This is a genomic window from Dyadobacter linearis (genome assembly GCF_907165045.1).
GTDB classification, from domain to species: domain Bacteria; phylum Bacteroidota; class Bacteroidia; order Cytophagales; family Spirosomataceae; genus Dyadobacter; species Dyadobacter linearis.
The window spans coordinates 337250-353476 of the sequence record NZ_CAJRAU010000002.1 but is presented as its reverse complement, the minus strand read 5'-3'; the positions used below and the strand labels follow the sequence as shown (position 1 = coordinate 353476).

16 protein-coding genes are annotated in these 16227 nt (G+C 46.3%); 6 read left to right on the top strand and 10 right to left on the bottom strand.

The window, feature by feature from the left end:
* Positions 1-6 precede the first annotated feature (6 nt).
* Complete coding sequence (gene ligD, locus KOD92_RS07590; protein WP_229254582.1) at positions 7-2730, top strand: DNA ligase D; 2724 nt, start codon at positions 7-9, stop codon at positions 2728-2730.
* 243 nt (positions 2731-2973) lie between these two features.
* On the opposite strand, the gene KOD92_RS07585 is transcribed toward ligD, so the two are convergent.
* From KOD92_RS07585 to KOD92_RS07575, 3 genes are all read right to left on the bottom strand, one after another.
* Positions 2974-3348 (bottom strand): DUF3592 domain-containing protein, encoded by a 375-nt coding sequence (locus KOD92_RS07585; RefSeq protein WP_229254581.1) that lies wholly within the window; start codon positions 3346-3348, stop codon positions 2974-2976.
* Positions 3349-3499: 151 nt separating this feature from the next.
* Positions 3500-3967 carry a response regulator gene (locus tag KOD92_RS07580; protein ID WP_215232951.1) on the bottom strand — a complete coding sequence of 156 codons (468 nt, stop codon included), beginning with the start codon at positions 3965-3967 and terminating at the stop codon, positions 3500-3502.
* A 173-nt stretch (positions 3968-4140) separates the two neighbouring features.
* Positions 4141-5106, bottom strand: coding sequence for an MBL fold metallo-hydrolase (locus KOD92_RS07575; RefSeq protein ID WP_215232950.1), 966 nt, complete (start codon positions 5104-5106; stop codon positions 4141-4143).
* Between the two features lie 193 nt (positions 5107-5299).
* Between KOD92_RS07575 and KOD92_RS07570 the strand changes: the two genes are divergently transcribed.
* The 3 genes from KOD92_RS07570 to KOD92_RS07560 are packed head-to-tail and all read left to right on the top strand — an operon-like array spanning position 5300 to position 7816.
* Positions 5300-6934 carry an alpha-amylase family glycosyl hydrolase gene (locus tag KOD92_RS07570; protein ID WP_215232949.1) on the top strand — a complete coding sequence of 545 codons (1635 nt, stop codon included), beginning with the start codon at positions 5300-5302 and terminating at the stop codon, positions 6932-6934.
* Between the two features lie 24 nt (positions 6935-6958).
* Entirely contained in the window at positions 6959-7471 is a 513-nt protein-coding gene (locus tag KOD92_RS07565; protein WP_215232948.1) for a CinA family protein, read from the top strand.
* A gap of 60 nt (positions 7472-7531) precedes the next feature.
* Entirely contained in the window at positions 7532-7816 is a 285-nt protein-coding gene (locus KOD92_RS07560; RefSeq protein WP_215232947.1) for a hypothetical protein, read from the top strand.
* 81 nt (positions 7817-7897) lie between these two features.
* Here the strand turns inward: KOD92_RS07560 and KOD92_RS07555 are convergent, their stop codons facing one another.
* From KOD92_RS07555 to KOD92_RS07540, 4 genes are all read right to left on the bottom strand, one after another.
* Positions 7898-8359 carry a ferritin-like domain-containing protein gene (locus KOD92_RS07555; protein WP_215232946.1) on the bottom strand — a complete coding sequence of 154 codons (462 nt, stop codon included), beginning with the start codon at positions 8357-8359 and terminating at the stop codon, positions 7898-7900.
* 143 nt (positions 8360-8502) lie between these two features.
* Entirely contained in the window at positions 8503-9090 is a 588-nt protein-coding gene (locus KOD92_RS07550) for a Crp/Fnr family transcriptional regulator (RefSeq protein WP_229254580.1), read from the bottom strand.
* Between the two features lie 183 nt (positions 9091-9273).
* Positions 9274-9897, bottom strand: a complete 624-nt coding sequence (locus KOD92_RS07545) for an alpha/beta hydrolase (protein WP_215232945.1) — start codon at positions 9895-9897, stop codon at positions 9274-9276.
* A gap of 1 nt (position 9898) precedes the next feature.
* Positions 9899-10837 (bottom strand): ring-cleaving dioxygenase, encoded by a 939-nt coding sequence (locus KOD92_RS07540; protein WP_215232944.1) that lies wholly within the window; start codon positions 10835-10837, stop codon positions 9899-9901.
* A gap of 369 nt (positions 10838-11206) precedes the next feature.
* Between KOD92_RS07540 and KOD92_RS07535 the strand changes: the two genes are divergently transcribed.
* Positions 11207-13195: a T9SS type A sorting domain-containing protein gene (locus tag KOD92_RS07535; RefSeq protein ID WP_215232943.1), complete on the top strand. Its 1989-nt coding sequence runs from the start codon at positions 11207-11209 to the stop codon at positions 13193-13195.
* 72 nt (positions 13196-13267) lie between these two features.
* Here KOD92_RS07535 and KOD92_RS07530 read toward each other — a convergent pair whose 3' ends face one another.
* The 3 genes from KOD92_RS07530 to KOD92_RS07520 form a co-directional block, all read right to left on the bottom strand.
* Positions 13268-13591 carry a helix-turn-helix domain-containing protein gene (locus tag KOD92_RS07530; RefSeq protein ID WP_229254579.1) on the bottom strand — a complete coding sequence of 108 codons (324 nt, stop codon included), beginning with the start codon at positions 13589-13591 and terminating at the stop codon, positions 13268-13270.
* A gap of 10 nt (positions 13592-13601) precedes the next feature.
* Entirely contained in the window at positions 13602-14153 is a 552-nt protein-coding gene (locus tag KOD92_RS07525; protein ID WP_215232942.1) for a hypothetical protein, read from the bottom strand.
* 130 nt (positions 14154-14283) lie between these two features.
* Positions 14284-15474 carry a pyridoxal phosphate-dependent aminotransferase gene (locus KOD92_RS07520; protein WP_215232941.1) on the bottom strand — a complete coding sequence of 397 codons (1191 nt, stop codon included), beginning with the start codon at positions 15472-15474 and terminating at the stop codon, positions 14284-14286.
* Positions 15475-15815: 341 nt separating this feature from the next.
* On the opposite strand from KOD92_RS07520, the gene ytxJ reads away from it, so the two are divergent.
* Positions 15816-16148, top strand: coding sequence for a bacillithiol system redox-active protein YtxJ (ytxJ, locus tag KOD92_RS07515; RefSeq protein ID WP_215232940.1), 333 nt, complete (start codon positions 15816-15818; stop codon positions 16146-16148).
* Positions 16149-16227 lie beyond the last annotated feature (79 nt).

Sequence of the window (16227 nt, the reverse complement as noted above, 5' to 3'; positions counted from 1 at the left end):
ACCTCAATGTTGAAGATCATGAGCCTTTCCAAATACAATGAAAAGAGAAAGTTTGACAAAACACCAGAACCGAAAGGTGGCGAAGCTGAATCTGAAAAGCTGATTTTCGTGATCCAGAAGCACGACGCTTCCCGGCTTCATTACGATTTCAGGCTTGAAATGGATGGAGTACTCAAAAGCTGGGCGGTGCCGAAAGGCCCGTCAACCGATCCGTCGGTGAAACGGCTGGCGATGATGGTGGAGGATCATCCCTACGATTACAAAGATTTTGAAGGCATTATCCCAAAGGGAAATTATGGAGCCGGCACTGTAATGGTCTGGGATTTTGGGACTTACGAGCCGCTGGAAAAAGCCAGATCGAAAAAGGAAATGGAGAAACTGCTCCTGAAAGAATTGAAGTCGGGCTCTATCAAGATCAAACTGAAAGGTAAAAAGCTGCAAGGCGAGTTCGCGTTGGTGAAAACCTCTATGGAGGAAAATTCCTGGCTGCTGATCAAACACCGCGATAAGTACGCAGATGAAGCGGATATAACCGAAAAAGACAGGTCAGTTTTATCTAAAAAAACACTGGAAGGCATTGAAAAATCGCCCCAGCACGTGTATGGAGAGGAAGATGCTGACAACAAGGACGAAAAGAAAGCTAAGCCGGCTAAGAAAAGTACAGCAAAAGCAAATGAGGTTTTAGAGGAAACAAGCGAGGAAAAAGATTCTGGCAAGACTAAAAAAAAAACAGCGGACTTCCTGAAAAGCGCTCCGAAAAGTAAGTTTCCAGAAACATTAATGCCGATGCTGGCCACACTGGTCGACGGGCCTTTCGACGATCCGGGCTGGGAATATGAAGTAAAATGGGACGGTTACCGCGCAATTGCGTACATGAATAAAGGCGAAATAGACCTGAAATCGCGGAACAAAAAATCGTTTAACGAAAAGTTCTATCCCGTTTATGATGATCTGAAAGATTGGAAAATAAATGCGGTTCTGGACGGTGAGATCGTAGTGATCAAGGACAACGGACAATCGGATTTCAATGCATTACAGAACTGGCGCAGTGAAGCCGACGGTCAGCTTGTTTACTACGTTTTCGATATCCTGTGGCTCGATGGCAAGGATCTGACGGGGCTTCCACTTTCAGAAAGAAAAGCCATTTTACAAAGCATAGTGACAGACGATGTTCCTGCCAAGCTCGGTTACAGCATTGCTGCCGAAGGTACCGCGTTTTTCGAGGCCGCGCAGAATATGGGGTTGGAAGGTATTATTGCCAAAAAATCGGACAGTACTTATTCGCCGGGAATCAGGACAAAAGAATGGTTGAAGATTAAGGTTAACAAGCGGCAGGAAGTGATCATTGCCGGTTATACGCAGAACGCCGGGTCTTCAAAACTATTCAGTTCATTGCTGCTTGGCGCGTACGAAAATGGTCACCTGCAATATGTCGGTAAGGTGGGTACCGGCTTTAAAGACAAGCAACAGAAGGAAATGTTGGAACAATTCAAACCACTCATTACCGAAAATAGCCCTTTTGCAGAAACCCCTGATTACAATAAGCCTTCACGGTTCAGACCAAATCCACCAAAAGCCGACGCTACCTGGCTCAAACCCGAGCTGGTATGTGAAGTAAGTTTTGCTGAAATCACGTCCGACGGTGTTTTCCGGCATCCCTCTTTTGAAGGAATGCGGGAAGATAAGTCGGCCAAAGATGTGGTGCGGGAAATCGAAGAACCGACTGAGGAAGTTATCGGGGAAACCGAAAAGCAAGAGGCTCATCATGAAGTGATTAAGAAACCAGCCAAGGCGGAACGAAAAACACTTCTTAACCCAAAAGATGAAACGCAGACACGCAAACTTAATGGGCAGGACTTGAAATTCTCTAACCTGAGCAAACTATTCTGGCCCGACGACAAAATCACAAAACGCGAGCTGATCAATTATTACTACCAGGTTGCGCCTGTTATGATGCCGTATCTGGAAAACCGGCCGATGTCACTTAACCGTTTTCCGAATGGTATTAAAGGAAAAAGTTTTTACCAAAAAGATGTGACCGGCAAGGTTCCGTCCTGGATTGAGACTTTTCCGTATGAAGCTGATAATGAGAAGAAAAACTTCATGCTCAGCAACAACGAGGCTAGTTTGCTATACATGATCAACCTCGGATGTATCGACGTAAATCCGTGGAACAGCCGCATTGAAGCGCCCGATAATCCTGACTGGTGCCTGCTGGACCTGGACCCGGACACGACCAATACATTCGAACAAGTGATATTGACTGCTCAAACTATCAAGCAGCTTCTCGACTCGATACAGGTGGAAAGCTATTGCAAAACGTCCGGCTCCACGGGCCTGCATATTTATATTCCCCTTGGCGCGAAATATACCTATGACCAATGCCAGATGTTCGCCAATTGGGTTGCGTCGCAAGTGCAGCACGAACTGCCCAAGTTCACGAGTATAGAGAGAATGACTAAGAACAGGAAGGGGAAATTGTACATTGACTATCTGCAAAACCGGCCGAAAGCGACGCTGGCTGCACCGTACTCCGTGAGGCCAAAGCCAGGTGCGACCGTGTCCATGCCTTTGCATTGGGACGAAGTAAAGGAAGGATTGCAGTTGCGGGATTTTACGATTCACAATGCAATGGAGCGCGTGCAGCAGGAAGGTGATCTGTTCAAACCCGTACTTGGCAAAGGGATTGATCTGGAAGCTGTGATTGGAAAAATCGATATGGAAAAATAGCTATTATGGCTGCCAAAAGGTCGGATTTTAAAGTATTTGTACCGATAGTTAAGTGAACTTGACCAGTCAGTCAACAACCTTTGCGAAAACAGGCTATAACTATTTTGTTTGTAACGGCTTAATGAAAGTGGGTACCACACACTATAACTTTAATCTATACACACACTTACTTCTTCTATCCTCTTTTCCGGTCCGCGATGCCATTATATTGATGCGGACACTTTGGAGCAGCTGCTATCCAACCTATTGAAGAAGGGTTTCCGAGTGGTGTAAGAATATCGCTCTTCTATCGTAAGCTGGATCGTATTTTACAAGAACCTTGCTTCCCTCACGTATTACTTCATATTTAGAATAAGATAACACTTCCGTCATCTCGGCCACGAATTCGTTTCCCTGCTCGGGTTCCACTTTTACCTTTACCTGAAATTCGGGTTGGTTGTTGAGATACTCGCCTGTGGGTTCGATATTCAGTACAGTCGCACTGGCTTCGATGCCCTCTCTGAGCACTTTCCTTTTTCTTTCTTCCCGCTGGCGTTTGCGGACAGACGTGTAGACGGAATAAGCGATCATGAAGATCAGTATAATGGTGGCACCAATTGCCCTGTCGGAGTTTTCCACGACTTTGAAAAATTATGATTTAAGTCAAATTAAAGGATGTAATCTTTTAATTCGACTTTTTCAGTTATCGAACGGTATACGATCTTACTAATAGGTACCGTCAGTGCACAAAGCTACCAGGAAATACTACCAATCTGACGGTGCCGGTCGTTCAGATTGAATTTTCTTTGCGCGTAGGCACGGGAAGTGTATTGTAATCCATCCAGTAATGGCAAATGGTTTCGATCAGAAACCGAAGTTCTTCAAATTCGACTGGCTTGACAATGAACGAGTTTGCTCCTGCGGCGTAGCATTTTTGAATGTCCTCGTCGGATGAACTGCTTGTGAGGATAATAATCGGCAGCGTTGACCACTTCGTAACGAAATTATCAGGCGTCTTTCTGATTAGCCGCAGCAGATCGGAACCGTCGATATTTGGCATTTTTAGATCGAGGATGATCAGGCCGGGACGGCTGCCGGAAAATTCAGGAGCAGACTGCAGAACCATAAACTGGTAAAGCTCAGCTGCTCCCTGAAAAAAGCGCACACGGTAATTGGGTAAAAATTCATTGAATATTGTACGGATCAGTAGTCTGTGATCCGCTGAATCGTCGACCAGGTAAATTTCTTTTTTTTCCATGAACAGTTTAGTTGATTACTTTAATCCTTGCTCATGAGTGACATGCAAAAATTAGACCACATACACAAATTATGGCGTAGTCACAACAAAACTTCCGGCTTCGGATTTATTTAAAATAATGGCGATGAAGCTGAATGCGGTGAAATCTTTCACCGCATTCAACTGTATAAGGGTTAAAACAAGCTTTTTTGTGTTCGATATCTTGCGTAAAGTGCCAAGCCGAGTGCAGACAGGGCCGCTACTGCGCTTATTGTCAAAAACATTTCTACCGGATTCGAGCCTTCTTTTGGAAGCGAAACCACGCCTGAACTATCTGTAATTGCAGGAGACATCACATACCTGCCCTTTTTGGGAACGGCGAGATCCTGGAAATAGTAGGCCAGTTCGAGCAAGTCCTGCTGCATTTCCTGTCCACTCATAGGCTTGCCGTGCCCCGCCGCAACAATATTTGGCATTAACGAGGCGAGTGTCTCCACCGAACTTTCGGCCCTGAGCCAGTCGCAGGTGAAATACTTAGGTGGTCCCGAAACGATCTTGCTTTGGGTTAACGTTGAAAAAGCCGATTCAGCAGCCGTGGTCACAAAAGCATCTCCCGCAATCAGAACCTTATCTCTTTCCCTCCAAAAACTTACATGCCCCGGAGAGTGCCCTGGAGTATGAATGTAACTCCAATCAGGCAAAAAAGGAACGGATGCATCTATTCCCGGAAATGCTTCCACTATGCCCGTTAGATCTTCGGATTGTTTGGGGTAAAATTCTGATAGATAGGTCATTAATCCACCACCAACAGACGGATCAGCTGGTGGATAAGCCGATTTTCCTGTCAAATACGGTAATTCCAGGTAATGCGCAAATACCGGCACTTCCCATTCCGTAGCCAGGCGTTTTACAGCACCAATATGATCGAAATGCCCGTGGGTAAGTAGTATCGCTGCGGGCCTGGATCCTTCACCAAACAGGCTGGCGACCATTTTCTTGATTTTGGAATAGCCTGTCTTTAAACCGCCGTCGATCAATACCCACGATCCGTCCGACTCGTTTTTTACAACAAATACATTGGCAAAAATGTCAGTAAGCCCCCATATTCCGTCCGCTACTTCAAAGTATGATTTTTCCTGTCCAATCGCGTTTTTTTCCATTTCAATAGTAGTTATGTACCAGATTGTTCTCGCTAAGTTAAAAACCATGCCATGCAACAATCCTTGTGCAGCTCAACCTGAATCAGTCGCGAAAATGCACATCTTGCTTTCATTTGATCACTAAAAAACCGCAAAAAACGACTCAGGCGCGATTTTTGAGTACGCAACCGATCATTGATCAAACTGATTAACCATGAATTTGGAACAAACATTGAGAGAGCCGATTGCTCCGACAAAATATCTTTGGTGGCAGCACGGGGTTATTTATCAGATTTACCCGCGCTCTTTTCAGGATTCGAATGGGGATGGAGTTGGGGATCTGAAAGGTATCGTCAGCAGGCTGGACTATCTTAAATGGCTTGGAATCGATTGCATCTGGCTGTCACCGATTTTCTCGTCGCCTATGGCGGATTTTGGTTATGATATTTCCGATTACTGCGGTGTCCACCCACTTTTTGGTACGATGGCGGATTTCGACGAGCTGTTGGAAGAGACCCACAGCCGCGGCATGAAAGTGCTGCTCGATCTGGTTCCAAACCACACTTCCAACCAGCATCCCTGGTTTCTGGAAAGCAGATCTTCCCGGAATAACCCAAAACGTGACTGGTATATCTGGCACGACGGCGGCGAAAACGGTGAACTCCCAAATAACTGGCTGAGCGTTTTCGGCGGTCACGCCTGGGAATGGGATGAGACTACCGGACAATATTACTATCACGCATTTTTGAAAGAGCAACCCGACCTGAACTGGCGAAACCCGGACGTTCAGCAGGCAATGCTGGACGTTATGCGATTCTGGCTGGATAAAGGAATTGATGGTTTTCGCGTGGATGTAATGTGGCACATGATCAAAGACAGCCAGCTGCGGGATAATCCCGTAGCACCGGATTCCCCGTTCCATGCCGACGACCTTATTTACGATCATTATATTCCCACCTACTCCACCGACCAGCCCGAGGTGCACGAAATTGTGCGAATGATGCGGGCATTAACAGACGAATATGAGGAGCGCGTGCTGATCGGCGAGATCTATCTTCCTATTCATAAATTGGTGACTTATTACGGCCAGGGAGGCTCAGAGGCACATTTACCATTTAACTTTCAGCTGCTTACATTACCCTGGGATGCTGCCAGGATTGCGTCTTCCATCGATGAATATGAAGGTGCATTGCCGATGAACGGCTGGCCAAATTGGGTATTAGGTAACCATGATAAGCCGCGTATCGCGAGTCGCGTGGGACGGTCACAAGCGAAGGTAGCGGCGATGATGCTGCTTACACTGCGCGGTACCCCTACGATTTATTATGGCGATGAGATTGCAATGCGGGACGTGCCCATTCCAATGGATGAGATTGTGGATCCGCAGGGATTGAATATGCCCGAGCTGAATGTAAGCCGGGATCCCGCGCGCACGCCAATGCAGTGGAGCAACGAAATCCACAGTGGGTTTTCACAACATAAACCTTGGCTGCGGTTGCCTTATAACTCCGGAAGGGTCAATGTTGAAATGCAAAAAAAAGATCCGCATTCCATGCTGGCGTTTTACCACAAACTGATAGCGGCGCGCAAGCAATATGCAGCTTTGAATATCGGCGCATACATTCCCGTCTATTCGGACCAGCAACTGATATCCTACATCCGGCAGTTTGGGGACGAGCGTTTCCTGGTTATTTTGAATCTGACTCACCGCCCGGGATATTTCAGGCCACGCACTGGCAGCTACTCGGGAATTGTCATATTATGTACTGAGATAGAGCGGGTTGGAATGAGCGTGTCGGGAATTATTGCAATGGGTGGTGATGAAGGATTGCTTATTAAACTTAATTAATTCATCTCTTACAAGCCAAAATATATGCCTTCACAAATTGTAAACGAATGCAGTAAAGCTTTGGCAGAGCGGGGCCTGAGCGTTGCTTTTGCCGAAAGTGCCACTGCCGGGCGCCTGGCCGCCGAATTTTCGCTCTGCGAAGAGTCAGGTAAAGTATTAAAAGGCGGCCTGGTTTGTTACGATGCATTATTGAAACAGACAATCCTGCACGTGCCCGCGGATATGATCAAAAGATTTACGCCCGAAAGTGCAGAGGTTACCCAGGAGCTCGCGCAGCGGTTGCAGACTTTCATGCCGGCTGATATTCATTTAGCTGTTACCGGGCTTACCTGTCCGGGCGGTAGTGAAACTGAGGAAAAACCGGTGGGCACAATATTTCTGCACATCTATTTTAAAGAGAAATCCATAGCGATCCGCGAAGTTTTCGAAGGTGAGGCGGAAGAAATCGTTTTGCAGGCAATCGACAGGGCGGCACAGGCGATCCTTGCTGAGCTTCCGGTTCATGCCGGGAAAGCGGACGGTGCAGCCTCTCTTTAACAATCAAACTACAATAGCTTTTTTGACAAAATCTTATTTGCATAACTAACAACCAAAATCATGAAGAAATTAAAAACAACCGGCGCATTATTGGGATTGGCATTGTGTCTTTGCTTTGCATCTTGCAGCAAAGAAAATGACGATACCGAAGGAAGTGAAGGCTCGGGAAGCGCAACGCAGACTACTCCTAACGACAGCAGCGGAGCTGAAAGCAGAAAAGCAATGGGAATAGGAGAAGATAATCAGGATGACTCGCTGGGATTTCCATCAAACCAGTCTAACCTGAATAGTGACTCTACCAGAAGCAAACACGATGATAAAGTGCCGGCTGAGCAAAAGAGATAATCGGGAACCGGTAGAACCACATAAAAAGAAAACAGCCGACGTAAGCCGGCTGTTTTCTTGTCTGATGATGAAGATATAATGTTAATGCACTTTTTCCATGTCACGCAATCTCTTTACAGTATCGTGACCCGATTTTAGTGTGGCTTTTTGCTTGGTTATCAATGAACGCAGATCAGGAGTGAGCGCGTCCGATTTTAATGCAGTTTCGTATGCTTTCTGAGCTGCGTCTTCTCCAAACTCTGAATTTTCAAGCGCAGTCAATCTGTTTTCGCTGGTGAATACGGATTTTACATCCATCCATGCGCGGTATATTTTACCAGATACCATTGTGCCGGTCGCCGGTTCGCCGCCCAGGGAAGTTACCTCCGATGACAACTCACGTACATGTTCTGCACTATGTTCGGAAAGGTTACTAAATAGAGATTTCAAGTCAGAGTCAGAAGAATTAGTTTCTTCCGATGCTTTTTTATAACCTTCAATACGGTCGTTATTGATAAGAATCAAATCGTTCAGTACCTCTACAATTTCTGAATTTTGTGCCATGACAATTTCATGATTGGTTCTGAAATGCATTCTGAAATAACTATTCCAATTGCCTGGAAGGGCGTTATCAGGGTTGTTTACAGCAAATTTGTGGAGCTTTTTGCGCCGTATATACAGCGCCTGGATTCCTTTCTGGTAAAAATTTAATTTGCACTTAGCTTCTTCCTGACCTTACTCAGGAATTCGGGCGAAAATCCGAGATATGAAGCGATATAATGTTGGGCTACACGTTGGGGAATGGTAGGGTAACGGTTAAGAAAGTCGAGGTATTTCTCCACCGCGCTGGTTGAAATGGTACGGAACAATCTCTCCTGCGTTTGCGCGAGATTCCGCTGTACCATTAATCTGAACATCCTTTCAAAGCCAGGGATATTGGTCAGCAGCTTTTCTTTATCCTCCGGGGTAAGCAGCAGCACTTCGCAGTCTTCGAGCGTTTCAATATACATGTGGCTCGGAGTCTGGTTCTGGAAACTGGTAATATCACTCACCCACCAGTCCTCAATCGCGAATTGGAGCGTCACCTCCGAGCCGGCGCTGTCGATATAGTAAGTCCGGATACATCCTTTCAGAATATAAGCTTCAAACTGGCAAACCTCGCCTTCCAGCAGAAGGAAGGTCTTTTTGTTAAATTTTTTGTGTTGAAGTAAAGAGTCGAAAAAATCTAGGTCGTGGCTGGAAAAGTGCATGCACCGCAATGCGTAGTTGTTGATCCGTTCAAACATGCTGTTCATTTATCGCCGGGCAGGCGCGTGCATTTTCAGTTGAGGTATTATCCCAAAAGTAAAAAACCCGGCCCTTAATCAAAAGGCCGGGTTGCGAAAACCGGGTTACGAAAACCGGGTTGCGAAAACCGGGTTGCGAAAATCGGGTTGCGAAAACCGGGTTGCGAAAACCGGCAAATGAAGACATGCAGTTTAAGCCAGAATATGCTGGTTGGCCAGCTTGATCTCTCCGGGAAGGATTGTGTGCGGCCGCCCTGGGTAAATGTTGAATGTAACAAATGCATTCATCCGTTCCAGGATAGCGATACTTTCCTTCACCCTCGAAACCGGTACGTGCGGATCAGGATCACCGGTAGAAATGAATACAGGTGTGTTCGCGAAATCCCCGCCGTAATTATGCTCGTCCAGCGTTTCACCGATCAGTCCGCCGGTGAAAGCAATTACCCCACCGTACCTTTTTGCATTGCGCGCTACATATTCCAGAGTCAGACACGCTCCCTGCGAAAATCCTGCGAAAAAGATATTCTCGGGCGATATTCCACTTTTTTCAATCTGCTCCACAACGCCGGCAACCGTATCCAGCGCCGAATCCAGTGCCGGCTGGTTTTGCAAGACCGGAGCCATAAAACTGAAAGGGTACCAGCTGTTACGCGAAGCCTGAGGAGCCAGGATCGCCATTTCGTCGAGGTTCAGGCTCCTGCGCAGGGAAACAATATCCTGCGCCGAGCCGCCCCTTCCGTGTAACAATATGATCGCTTTTTTGGCCTCGCCAAGCGGAATTCCTTCCTGGATTATATTCAAACTATGGGTGTACATATTAGGTCAGTTTTGGAAGTACAGCTTCAATTTTCGCCCTTCTTGGTTCGTATTGCGGAGGCAGCATCAATCCTGATCCCAGTTCTTCCACAGTTTCATCCGTTGCAAACCCTGGATTATCGCTGGCAATCTCAAATAGTACGCCGCCTGGTTCACGGAAGTAGAGTGAATAGAAATAATTTCTGTCAATCTTATCGGTGATCTGGTGACCGGCTTCCAACACTTTTTTACGGAATTCCATCAGAATATCATCATTGGCAACTCGGAATGCCACGTGGTGAACGGAACCTGCTGCCACATGTCCGGCTCTTTCGCCCGGCGCTTCCACCAGGTCAACAATCGCCGCATTCTCAACTGCGTCGGTGATAAACCGGTATCTGTTAACGTGTTGTTCGAGCAAACGGTAACCAAAAATATCCGTCAGGATTTTGGCGGTATCCTCTATTTTGTTGCTGGTGATCGTAATATGGTGAAATCCGCGGGTTGCATGCTCGGCTTTCACTTCGCTGGTTTCCCATGGTGCCCGAACATCAGGTGTTTTAGGAACCGTCAACTCAAATTTCAGACCGTCGCGATCCAGGAAAGTCACATATTCTTCTCCGAATTTCTCAGCGGTCTTATTATATGTAACACCGTTTGCTTCAAATCTTTTAAGCCAAAAATCCAGACTGCCCTCAGGTACCGAGTAACCAATTTCGGTCACCTGCCGCGTTCCCCTTCTGCCCGCTGGGATTTGACTGCCCCAAGGAAAAAATGTCAGAATGGTACCAGGCGTGCCGTTTTCATCACCGTAATAAAAGTGGTATGTGTTAGGATCATCGAAATTGACGGTCTTTTTTACCATCCTCAATCCTAGTATCCGGGTGTAAAAATCATAGTTCTTTTTGGCGTCGCTAGCAATTGCAGTAATGTGGTGGATGCCGTTGATTGTATTTTCCATTTTCTTGTTTGTTTAGATCTGCTTCGTTTTAATGATACAAATGTACCCTGCCGGGCAGGGGCAAAGCATTGAACTAGGACAAGAAAACGCGGCGTTTCAGGATATTTTGTCAGTTAAAATCGCCTGAATTGATGCTCGGAAATTCTTTATTGTACAAACTTTCCCCTAACGTTCCGCATAATAAATATGGTCGCGGCAACCACATATATGTTGGCAACTTTAATATCTTCGCAGAAGTTCTCTTCCCATTTTCATACAATTCATTTGAAGTCAGGAGGTTTTCAATGCAGCCAGACCAGTGTATTACTATGTGCCGTCAGGAACAATTAGGTGCTAAAACAAATCATTAATTAACTAAACAATTTGTACATGAAGAAAAATTTACTCGCAATTATCACTATCCTCTTACTACAAATCCCCTGCTCGGCCATCGCGCAGGTTGTGGTAACTTTCCCGACAGAAAGGGCTGTATTCCAGCGCAATAAGGACAATGCCGCCACCATATACATCGGCGGATATGTGACGCAAGGATTTGAACGGATTGAAGCGCGCTTCGTGCCCTGGGTCGCCAACGAGGGCGAAGCTGCACCCGGCGGCGATGCCTGGCAAATCATCGATAATACGATTGAAGCGGCACAGTTCTACGGATCAATGCCGGTAAAAGGCGGCTGGTACCGGCTGGAAGTCCGCGCGATCCGTACAGGCACCGACCCTGTTGCGGTGGCTGTTCAGCACGTGGGCGTCGGCGAGGTATTTGTCGTGGCCGGCCAGTCTAATGCAACCGGTGGCGATGATAACCCAAATGGTCCGGGCGCTAAAAACGACCAGGTTAATAGTGTCAACTATCAGAATATCAATGGCGGTACTATTTCCCCCTACCCTTCGCTGGAACTCCCCTGTCCCGAGTTTGTACATCTGGATGCCGGTGTAAAAACAGCGCCTTTTGGGAATTATGCCTGGTGTTGGGGATCGTTTGGCGACAAGATCTATGAGAAGTTCCGCGTGCCGGTCATGATATTCAACGCTGGTTGGTCAAGCACTGGAGTCGGAAACTGGCAGCAGTCGATCGATCCCAATGCTACGCCGACGAGCGCATTCGGTTACACATTTCCCGCCGGTATGCCCTTTGGTCACCTCAGGATCGCCCTCAACTATTATATTGCCCAGATGGGCGTACGTGCGGTTTTGTGGCATCAGGGCGAAACCGATAACTATATTGAGCAGCCCGGCGACAATACATTCAATCGCTATATCTCCAATTTGTGGGATGTGATTGGCGCGAGCCGGTCGCTTACCGGTAAAAGTGACCTTGCGTGGCTGGTTGCCAGGGCTTCCCGGTTTACAGTCGCAGGCGCAACGCGCGTTTCTGCCAATGTTGTGAATGCACAAAACGAATTGATCAACAACAACGCATCTTATCCCCACGTATATCAGGGCCCGGAAACGGATCCTTATTTTGATATAAACTATCGTGGCGATCAGATACATTTCCGCGGCGACGGCGTCACGCAGTCTCCTGATGGAAATGTATATTCCGGATTGATCTCGCTGGCAGGCTTTTGGGCAGATAAGGTTACGCCTGAATTCCTTACCCAGTCGGAACCCTATTCAGCCATGGCACCACCGGCGGTTTCGGCGGCTTATTCATCCGGCGGCTCACAAATTACTTTCACAGGCCCGTCTATCGGATCCGGAGGGCAATACAACTGGTTGGGAATTGACTGCAATCAGGTTCAGAACACTTCCCAGCAATGGACAGTCGGACCGGGTACCTTTAAGTTGAAAGTTATTGATGCAAACCGCAACACCGTTTTTTCACCACAATTATATGTATCCGGATCAGCGCTGCCTGTGACCTGGAAAACATTTACGGCAAAAACGAATGAAGCGGGTCGCGTGCAGTTACAATGGGCTACCGCGACAGAAATGAATACTTCCCACTTCGAAGTGGAACGGAGCGACGATGCGATGGTTTTCACCAAAATTAAATCTGTGAATGCGGCAGGATATTCGAAAACAAATGTCTCATACCAATATGAAGACGAGTTTTTGATGCCCGGAACGTACTATTACAGATTAAAGCAGGTTGATGCCGACGGCGCTTTTGACTATACCCGCATCCTGCCGGTGAAGATCGATGGTACGGAAACGATCAGAGCTTACCCGAATCCGGTTACCGATTTTATAACCATTCAATCCGCATTCCCGCTAGGTGATGTAGAAATCATCAACGCCGCCGGAGTTCGGTTGCATGCTGCCAAAACCTCAGCAACGAAGCTGGAAATCAGTATGAAGAGCTTCCCCAACGGTCTTTACACCATTTTAATGAATGGAAAGAGTATCAAGATTGTAAAATAGCGTTTGTGCCCTTCGGCGTGCTGGATTTGCAGTACGCCGAAGGGCACATTACATATTACACTTCAAATCGGATCAGGCAACGTGAGCCGCCTTTGCAGGCAATACTTCGATCAGCTTGATATCAAGAATTTTTTCGAGCTTGCAGAGCGTTTCCAGGGTCATATTCTCTGATCCCTTCACAATTTTGTTTACATACTGAGGCGAACACTTCATTTTCCCCGCCAAATCCTTCTGGCTCATTTTGCGCTCACGCAACGTGCGAAGAATCGCCAGACCGATCCTGAACGAGACGTCCAGCCAAGCTGCATTTGCCTCGCGAAAAGCCGCGGCCTCCTGCCATTCCGTATCAATAATTGCCGCTCCGACAATTTTTTCCTTCATTTTCTGGATGCTCATATTGTTTATGTTAAAATAATTCAAATATGCCAAATTCATCTTCCCGATCCGTTCTCAGATAATCACACACTACCTCCATTTTCCTGAGCTCAGCCAGCAAATGAGCCCGCTCATTCATTGTTCTTGAAAGCTTAATAGCTCCGCCCGAGATGATGAAAAGGTTGACGTCAATGCGGACCGCATAAATTCTCAACCAGCTCTTCGCCTGACCACCCGTTGCCTTACTTTTCTCAAATTCAGAAACCGAATATGTGTAATTATGCAAAGGCTTGAACATGGTTGAAAGGTTTTCAAACTGGCTATGCCTACCCTTTCTAGCCACTGCCAGCAACCGACTTTCCAATACCCTCGCCTCATTCCTCGTCCTGATCACAGCTTCTTCCAAAGTGATCTCCGGCCAAAAAGCAGCTAAGTCATCCTGGTGCTTTTCAAAAAAATCTTCCAGAAAAACTGCATCGTTCCAGCAGGCGAATAATCTCCCAAATTCATGGGTCTCCTCCGACTTGTACTGAACGACAAAAAGACTATATGGAACCAACGCAAAGATATTACAAATTTTCATAAATCAACCTATAAGTTTATTTTTATTTATTTCCTTTTAGACGTCGATTTCGCAATTTGGTAACACCGTATTTAAAAAAAAGAGGACAGGCTGTGCGCCTGTCCTCTCACTTAAAGTAAAAATTACCAGCCTAACTCATTTGCTGCAATGCACTTACAAACAGCTTCATTTCATCCATAGTACCGATACTCACGCGGCAATAGGGTTTTTCTTTTATGTCCATCGCTTTGATAATAATCCCTTTGTCGACCATCTTTTTCAGGAATTCCTTGCCAGGCATATTGATCGGGAAAATCACGAAATTGGTAAATGAGGGTACATATTTATATCCCATTGTTTTCAGATTGTCGTACAAATAAGTCTTCGCTTCCGTATTCATTTTGCGCGTACTGTTCTGGAAATCAATATCGTCCATTGCCGCTGATGCTGCATACACCGACGTACACGCAATTCCCGAACCGCCGCCTCTTACTTCCTTTTTAATAGCGTCCAAAGTTGCCGGCAATGCAGCAATATAGCCGACACGCAATCCCGCCATACCCATGATTTTCGAAAAAGTGCGAGCAATGATCACATTCTTTTTGTCTTTCAAAAGACCAACCATACTTATATTATCGGCTCCTTCAACCAGCTCAATATAGGCCTCATCGATGAAGATAGGCACTTTTTCTGACACGCGCGAGCAGAAATCTGTCAGCGCTTTGGTGGAAGTCACGGCCCCTACCGGATTGTTCGGGTTACATATATAGACCAGTTTCGTGTCCTTATCAATCGCTTTTTCCATCGCGTCCAGATCATGCGACCAGTCGGACTTGCAGGGAATTGCCTTCCAGGTTGCACCTGCGCCTTCTGCAACGCGAATCAGCGACATATAAGTAGGATCAGCAGAAACGACGTTTCCGCCATTTTTAAACAAAGCCAAAGCCGTTTTTTCCAAAAGATCACCGGAACCGTTACCCATCATGATGTGGTCCGGCGCTACTCCTTCTTTTACTGCGATTTTCTCTGTCAGCTCTTTCAACTCTGTCCTCGCGTATCGGTTGCCTTTCTCAATGGAATCCGATATAGCCTGTCGCGCTTTCGGAGGCGGGCCGTATGGATTTTCGTTGGAGCCGATCCGTGCTACCATTTTGGAAAGATCGGGCTCAGTTTCAAGGAAATGGCCTCTTACCATCGGACTGTAAAATACCCGGCTCGCTTTATCGAGCCTCAGCGGAGTTCCCGCAAATGCACCTTCCGCTAAAAATGGCGCCGCCGCCATTGCACCGATAGTCGCAAAACCCGATTTGAGTAAACTACGACGATTGATTTTCTGTACCATAAAAGTTTGTTAGTGGTTAAAGAAAGAATGTGTTTCAATGCTGACCAGATTGATCTGGGCTGCTCATCGAAGGCAGTGCGGCTACCAAATTGCATTTCAATAATTAGTACAAATATTATTCTGAATATCTGCGATACCTAAATATAATAATTTGCCCGGTAACACTTCTACCAACTATTTAAACTGTTGAAAATGTGCACTAATTCATTCAAATGATCCCATAAAACGATTGAAAACGATATGCTCTTTTCTGTTTGTAACCGCTTTTTTCGGAACGGATGGAATGAAAATAGTAGCAACAGTTGTTGAACATCCAGAAAACACAACGTTTCGAAAAAATTATGAATTGGATTGCAATCAATACGGAGGAGGAAGTAGCTAAAATATCTAAATCCGGAGAATACGCTATCATTTACAAGCATAGTCCGCGCTGCATGACCAGCCTGATGGCTTACCGGCAACTTAAAACAGATGTAAGCAACGCCGCACATATTTCACTACCGATTTATATCGTAGATGTGATCAGCAACCGAAGAGAATCAATGGCAGTTGCGGAGACGTTTCAGGTACAGCACCAGTCACCGCAAATACTGATCGTGAAGGACGGACAATGCCTGTATGACGCTTCTCACGAAAACGTTTCCCTGCAAGACACTTTGAAGTACGTGAGCTAACCTGTTCAGAGCAAGTGAGATTTGATCACTTGCTCAATTTTTTGGTATATTTATATGGAATAAATCCTTATTAGTGGAA